Here is a 6,766-nt window from a genome sequence, read left to right as displayed (position 1 = left end):
GTCAACTCCACCCGCTCAGCCGCCTGACGCCTCAACTCCCCCTCCAGACGCACCCGCTCCGGGCTACCAGGGGCATACGAACGAACCGGCTCATTCACCGGAGAAGGAACCCGGGTAATGGCGTCCATGGCAACTTCCTTTCACAGGAGGAGACTTCGGGGTCGTGCGGGGCGTACTCCCCGACATCGCCGGCGGGTCAGTGCCCGGGAAGGAGCGAGCGCAGGAAGAAGGCGACGTTGGCAGGGCGTTCGGCCAGGCGGCGGGTGAAGTAGCCGTACCAGTCGGTGCCGAACGGCACGTACACGCGTACGCGCTCCCCCGCCTCGACGAGCCGCCGCTGCTCGTCGGCCCGGATGCCGTACAGCATCTGGAACTCGTAGGAGCCCGGGACGCGGTCGTGGCGGCGGGCGAGGTCCTGGGTGATGGCGATCAGGCGCGGGTCGTGGGTGGCGAGCATCGGCCGGCCGTCCCCGGCCATGAGGATCTTGAGGCAGCGCACATAGGCGAGGTCCACGTCCCGCTTGTCCTGGTAGGCCACGGATGCCGGCTCCCGGTACGCGCCCTTGACCAGGCGGACCCGCGATCCCCGGGTCGCGAGCCTGCGGCAGTCGTCCTCCGTGCGGAACAGGTACGACTGCAACACCGCGCCCGTGCCCGGGAATCGGGTCCGCAGTTCGTCGAGGACGGCGAGCGTCGAGTCGACGGTGGTGTGGTCCTCCATGTCGAGGGTCACCGTGCTGCCGATGCGCGCGGCGGCCTCGGCGACCGGGCGGACGTTCGCGAGCGCGAGGTCGTGTCCGCCGTCCCCGAGGGCTTGGCCGAAGGCCGACAGTTTCACCGACACCTCGATGCGCGGTCCCGCACCCAGCGGGCCGAGGGCGTCGAGCAGCGCGAGGTACGCGTCGCGGTTGGCCTCGGCCTGCGCGGCGTCGGTGATGTCCTCGCCGAGGTGGTCGACGGTGGCGTCCAGGCCGTCCGCGACGAGTCCGCGGACGGCCGCGAGGGCGCCGGGGAGGTCGTCCCCGGCGACGAAGCGGTCCACGACCGGCCGGGTGACGGGCGCGGTCGCGACGAAATCGCGCAGGCGTTCGCTGCGCGACGCGGAGAGCAGCATGCGGCCGAGCACGGGGTCCTCCGAGGAGTCGCATGTGGTGACGGGAGCCCCGGGTGGGCGCCTGTGCCGAACGTACGCCCGGTCGGGGCACCGACGGTATGGACGCGAGTCGCGTTTGCGCGCCCGCGTCTTGTACACATGTATGAAGGGAGTCCGCAGGTCAGGGACCCCAGCGGGCAACGTTGCCGGTGCGGCGGACCGGACAGGGAGGTGGGAACGGTGTCGGATCAGCGCGAGTACCAGCGCCTGGTGGACGAGGTCGCGGCGCTGCTGGGCGCTCCTGCGACCCTGGAGGACCGGGACTTCGCCCTCGTCGCGTTCGCGGCCCACGAGGGCGACACCGCCGCCGACGACGTGCGCGCCCGTTCGATCCTCAGCCGCACCTCGTCCCCGCAGGTCAAAGCGTGGTTCGAGAGCTTCGGCATCACGCGGGCGACGGGGCCGGTGCGCATCCCGCCCGATCCGGCGACGGGAGTACGAGGGCGCGTGTGCCTGCCGGCGCGGCACCAGGGTGTGACGTACGGCTACATCTGGCTCCTCGACCCCGACGGCGCCGAGTGGCCGCCCGCGGATCTGGACGCGGCCTTCGCGCTCGCGGGGCGCGCGGGCGATCTCCTGGCCGAAGAAGCCCATGCGGGCGCCGAGTTGGGCGAACACCTGCGTGAACTGCTGCACGAACCAGGGGTAGCCGCCGGTACCGCGGGCGGGACGGGCTCCGCAGCCATGGTGCCGAGCGCCGACGCGAGCCGGGCCGCGGCGGAGTTGGCCGCCGCCGCGTCGGGAATCGGCGGTGCTGCCGGGCAATACGCCCTCGTCGTGGCGCGCGCCACCCCGGACAACCTTCCCGACGCTCCCGCGGTGCACGCGATGCCGCACGTCGTCGCCTGCTACAGCGAACGCCAGGGCAGCGAAACCGAGTTGGTTGCCCTGGTGCGTACAGCCCAGGCACCCGCCGATGCGGCTCGGCGCATCACCAAGGGCAGGCGCGCCGCCCGCGCCGGGGTTTCCGCGGCATCCCACGAACTGACCGGTGCTGTCGAGATGTTGGCCGAGGCCCGGGCCGCGGCACGGGTGGCCGCGGCGTTCCCCGAGCACGCGCCGGTCGCGTCCTGGCTCGAACTGGGGCCCTACCGGCTGCTCTCCGCGCTTCCGAGTGCGCCCGACCCGGCCGTGGCGCCGCTGCTGGCGCCGCGGCACGCCGAACTCGCCCGCACCGCCGAGACGTACCTCGACCACGCCGCGCACGCGACGCGCGCCGCCGAGGTGCTGGCGATCCACCGCCAGACGCTCTACTACCGCCTGTCGCGCGTCGAGCATCTGACCGGGCTCTCCCTGGCCGACGGCGAGGACCGCCTGCTGCTGCACATGGCCTTGAAGGCGGCCCGCCTGCACGGCACCGCGAGTCACTGACCGAGGGCCTCACTCGGGCGGCGTGAGTCCGATCGACCGGATCATGTCGAGGAGTTCGGCGCGGTAGACCGGGGCGGGGTCGTGGACCATGGCGCCGAGGTGGCCGTACACCTCAAGGGACACGAGCCCGTGCGTACGGCCCCACATGCGTAGCGCCAACGCGACGCCGGCGGGCGGTAGTTCGGGGTACTCCCGGCGCACGGCCGCCACCAGGGAGGCACCGAAGTCCGACCATTCGTACGTGCGTCCGGACTGGGTGGCCGCGGCCTCCGGCCACGCGGCCGCGACCAGTCCGGTCACGATGGTGCACGCGCGGTGCTCGGGCTCCGGCGCGGCGCCGCCTTCGGGTGCCCGGTAGCCGGACACCGCGTCGCCGTAGATCAGCTTGAAGCCCGCGGGGTTGGCGAGCGCCCAGGCGCGGAACGCCTCGCCCCACACCAGGATCCGGCGCGCGGCGTCCTCCGGCGGCACAGGCGCGAGGGCCGCGCTCACGGCTTCGGTGAGCGCTTCGTACACCTCGTTGATCAACGTGGTGACCAGGTCGTCGCGGGTCGGGAAGTAGCTGTAGATCGCGCCCGCGGTCATCCCCATGTCGCGGGCGATCGCGCGCAGCGAGATCGCGTCGGGGCCCGCGGCGGCCGCGTGGTCGAGCGCGATCGCCTTGATCTCGCGTGTGGTCTCGGCACGCAGGCGGGCCCGTCGGGTCGGGGGCTGTTGTCGCTGGTCTCGCACGCTTGACAGCTTACACATCGTTGGATGAGTATCCGGCGTATGAACTCTGAACGCCGTGTAGAAAACACACGGCGTTATCTCGATCCCTCGCCTTCGCTCTCCCGGCCCGGCCACGCACACCGAAGGACACCTGCCACCGTGGACACATCCACCGGTTCACCCATCGGCCCCGCACCCGGCGGCCCCACTCCCGCCCCCACCCCTGGTTCCGGACCCGGCGGTCCGGCCGCCGACCGGGCGCCGGTTCCCGCATCCGGCCTCGGCGGGCCCCGCCCGCGGGCGGCTCTGACCCTCGCCCTTCTCGCCTTCGCCCAGTTCATCGTCGCCATCGACTACAACATCGTCTGGATCGCGGTCCCCGACATCGCCCGCGAACTGGGCTTCTCCGCAACGTCGTCGCAGTGGATCGTCAGCGCGTACACGGTCGTGTTCGGCGGCCTGCTGCTGCTCGGCGGCCGGGCCGCCGACCGGCTCGGCGCCCGCCGGATGTTCATGATCGGACTCGGGCTGTACGGCGTCTCGTCCCTCGTCGGCGGCCTCGCCGAGGAGCCCGGTGTCCTGGTCGCCGCCCGCGCCGTGCAAGGCGTCGGCGGCGCACTGCTCGGACCCGCGATCCTCAAACTGCTCAACACCTCGTTCGCCGAAGGCCGCGAACGCAACCGCGCGCTGTCCGTGTGGGGCGCCGTGGCGTCGGCCGGCCTGGCCACCGGTGCGGTCCTGGGCGGTGTGCTGACCGCCCAACTCGGCTGGGAGGCGGTCTTCTACGTCAACGCCGTGCTCGCCATCCCGGCGGTACTCGCCGCACCCAGGCTCCTGCCCGCCGGTGAGACCCTCCGGTCACCGTCCGGGACGTCGACCGCCGGCCGTACGCAACAGCGCGGCCGCGCACGGGAGTTCGACCTGCCCGGCGCGCTCCTGGCCACGATAGGCGTGACCCTGGTGGTCTTCGGCCTGGTCCGCGGGCCCGAGGAGGGCTGGGGTACCGCCCAGGGCTCGGGCGCGCTGGTCGCGGGCGTGCTGGTCATCGCGCTGTTCCTCGTCGTCGAGTCGCGTACGCGCGACCCGTTGGTCCCGCTGCGCCTGTTCGGGAACCGCAGCCTCGCGGTGTCGATGGGCGTCGGGTTCGTGTACTTCGCCGCAGGCGGCGCCGAGTACTACCTGCTCACCACGTACCTGCAGAACGTGCTCGGCTTCAGCGCGCTGGAGGCTGGGTTCGCGTTCCTGCCGCTCGGTGTCGCGAGCGTCGTCGGTGGCGGCAACGTCGCGGCGCCGATCCTCAACCGGCTCGGGGTACGCGCGGCGCTGTTCGCCGGACTCATGGTCCTCGGCGCGGGCATGGCCCTGATCGCGCTCGGCATGGATGTCGGCGGCTCGTACGGCGAAATCGTCCCGGGCATCGTGGTGTTCGGCCTCGGTGTCGGCATGGGCTGGACCGCGCTCTTCGCCGCCGCGGCGTCCGGTGTCCGGGCCGCCGAGCAGGGCGTCGCGTCCGCGGTCGCCACGACCGCCCAGCAGGTCGGTGCCGCCGTCGGCCTCGCGGTCTTCGTCGCCGTGGCCAACCGCGGCCTCGGCGCCGCGCCGACCGACGCGGCCGTCGTCGACGGCCTGCGGACCGCCGGCTGGATCGCCGCGGCCACGCTGGTCGCGGGGGCGTTCCTCGCCTTCGCCCGAGGGCCGGAGGCTCCGAGCCCCTCGGTCGACGCGGCCCGGCAGGAGCCGGGTTCCGCCGACGCCGAACCGGCGCCGACGCACGCGCAGGCCTGAGACCCGGGCCGCCCGGGGACCGCCCGTCGTGGCTCAGGTCGCGAGCGGGCGGCCCTCGGTGCCGACGCCACGCAGCAGCGTGTCGACCACCAAGGTGGCGAGCCGGTCGACGTCCTCGTCGGCGCCGGCCCGGGCCTCGGACGCCTCGTGGATCAGTGCGTAGTAGGTGCGGCGGGCCCACTCCAGGTCCACGTCCGGGCGCAGCAGCCCGGCGTCCCGGGCGCGCTCGAACAGCGCGGCGCACTGCAGGAGTACGTCCGCGTGGATGCGCGCGGTCTCGGGGTCGTCGGGTGCGGCGGCGTTCATCGCGTACCGCCAGCCGATCTTCACCCGCAGCACGTTGGCGGTGACCTGGTAGAGCGCGACGAGCGGCGGGGTGGTGTCCGCCCGGGCGGAGACCACCGCGTCGTGGAACTTGCGCGCGGCCCAGGCCGTCAGGGCGGCGACCAGGGCGTCCCGGGTCGCGAAGCGCCGGTGCACGGTCGTACGCGCGACGCCGGCGGCCGCGGCGATCTGCTCCATCGTGGCCGCCGGATTCGCCGACAGCACCCGCTCGGCGGCCTCCAGGATCGCGGCGATCGTGCGCTCGGTGTCCGCGCGCATCGGGCGGCGCACGGCCGCTTCGCCTCCGGCGTGCGATCCGGCTCCGGGCGCGTCGGCCCCCGCCGTACGGCTGCTCCCACCCATCCCGTGTCCACCTCTTCCGTCGTGCCCTCGGACGCGTCGCCACCGTGGTCGCGCGCAATCGCGGTCTCCGCCGAGACGGACCGCGAACGTAGCGGCTCAGGAGGCCAAGGCTACTCGCGGGCGCAATGTCTTCACTTAGTTGCATCATCAATGTTGCATCTATTAAGATGATCGCATCGGACACGTCGCATGTGACGCGTTGCGGGTGGACGCGACGCGCAGACGACGCGAGACACGGGAGCACAGCCATGGACCTTCACCTGACCGGCAAGACCGCACTGGTCACCGGCGCGAGCCGGGGCATCGGACTCGCGGTCGCCACCGCGCTCGCCGACGAGGGCATGCGCGTCGTCGCGGCGGCACGCACCATCACCCCCGAACTCAAAGCCACCGGCGCGACCTGCATATCCGTCGACCTCACGGCTCCGGACGCCCCGGCCCGACTGGTCGCCGAAGCCGCGGCCGCACTCGGCGGCCCCGGACTGGACCTGCTCGTCAACAACGTCGGCGGCGGCGACGCGGGAGCCGACGCGGCAGGCGGGTTCCTGGCATCCACCGACGAGCAGTGGGCGCAGTCGTTCGAACTCAACTTCTTCGCGACGGTCCGCACCACGCGGGCCGCACTGCCCGGACTCGTCGCGGCAGGCGGTGGCATCGTGAACATCTCATCGATCGGTGCCCGCGTGCCGCACGGCGGTCCGGTCTTCTACACAACCGCCAAGGCCGCGCTCAGCGCGTTCGGCAAGGCCCTCGCCGAGGAGTTCGGCCCCCAAGGCGTCCGCGTCAACACCGTCTCCCCCGGCCCGGTGCGCACCGACATGTGGGAGAGCCCGGACGGGTACGGCGCCGGACTGGCCCGCACCCTCGGCGTGACGCAGCCGCAGCTGCTCGCCCAACTCCCCCCCGCGGCAGGCATGGTCACCGGCCGCCTGGTCGAACCGGCCGAGATCGCGGGGCTGGTCGCGTACCTCGCCGGACCGCTCGCGGCCAGCGTCACGGGAGCCGACCACACGGTCGACGGCGGCGCGGTCAAGACCGTGTGACATGTCAGGGGGCGCG

General features: G+C 73.1%; 6 protein-coding genes. 3 read left to right on the top strand and 3 right to left on the bottom strand.

The window, feature by feature from the left end; genetic code table 11:
• Nucleotides 1-196: 196 nt before the first annotated feature.
• Nucleotides 197-1,126 carry a proline dehydrogenase family protein gene (locus ACWD12_RS39800; protein WP_450103745.1) on the bottom strand — a complete coding sequence of 310 codons (930 nt, stop codon included), beginning with the start codon at nucleotides 1,124-1,126 and terminating at the stop codon, nucleotides 197-199.
• A gap of 207 nt (nucleotides 1,127-1,333) precedes the next feature.
• Here ACWD12_RS39800 and ACWD12_RS39795 point away from each other — a divergent pair, with 207 nt between their 5' ends.
• On the top strand, nucleotides 1,334-2,524 hold the full coding sequence (locus ACWD12_RS39795; RefSeq protein ID WP_450103744.1) for a PucR family transcriptional regulator: 1,191 nt from the start codon (nucleotides 1,334-1,336) through the stop codon (nucleotides 2,522-2,524).
• A 9-nt stretch (nucleotides 2,525-2,533) separates the two neighbouring features.
• Here ACWD12_RS39795 and ACWD12_RS39790 read toward each other — a convergent pair whose 3' ends face one another.
• Nucleotides 2,534-3,256 (bottom strand): TetR/AcrR family transcriptional regulator, encoded by a 723-nt coding sequence (locus ACWD12_RS39790; RefSeq protein ID WP_450103743.1) that lies wholly within the window; start codon nucleotides 3,254-3,256, stop codon nucleotides 2,534-2,536.
• A 138-nt stretch (nucleotides 3,257-3,394) separates the two neighbouring features.
• On the opposite strand from ACWD12_RS39790, the gene ACWD12_RS39785 reads away from it, so the two are divergent.
• Nucleotides 3,395-5,020, top strand: coding sequence for an MFS transporter (locus ACWD12_RS39785; RefSeq protein ID WP_450103742.1), 1,626 nt, complete (start codon nucleotides 3,395-3,397; stop codon nucleotides 5,018-5,020).
• A gap of 33 nt (nucleotides 5,021-5,053) precedes the next feature.
• Here the strand turns inward: ACWD12_RS39785 and ACWD12_RS39780 are convergent, their stop codons facing one another.
• A complete protein-coding gene (locus ACWD12_RS39780; protein ID WP_450103747.1) occupies nucleotides 5,054-5,623 on the bottom strand; it encodes a TetR/AcrR family transcriptional regulator in 570 nt (189 codons plus the stop codon).
• A gap of 332 nt (nucleotides 5,624-5,955) precedes the next feature.
• Here ACWD12_RS39780 and ACWD12_RS39775 point away from each other — a divergent pair, with 332 nt between their 5' ends.
• Nucleotides 5,956-6,750: an SDR family NAD(P)-dependent oxidoreductase gene (locus ACWD12_RS39775; protein WP_450103741.1), complete on the top strand. Its 795-nt coding sequence runs from the start codon at nucleotides 5,956-5,958 to the stop codon at nucleotides 6,748-6,750.
• The last annotated feature ends 16 nt before the right edge of the window (nucleotides 6,751-6,766 follow it).

Source organism: Streptodolium elevatio (genome assembly GCF_053592165.1).
The sequence above is the reverse complement of the archived record's forward strand: the minus strand, read 5'-3'. Positions and strand labels throughout refer to the sequence as shown.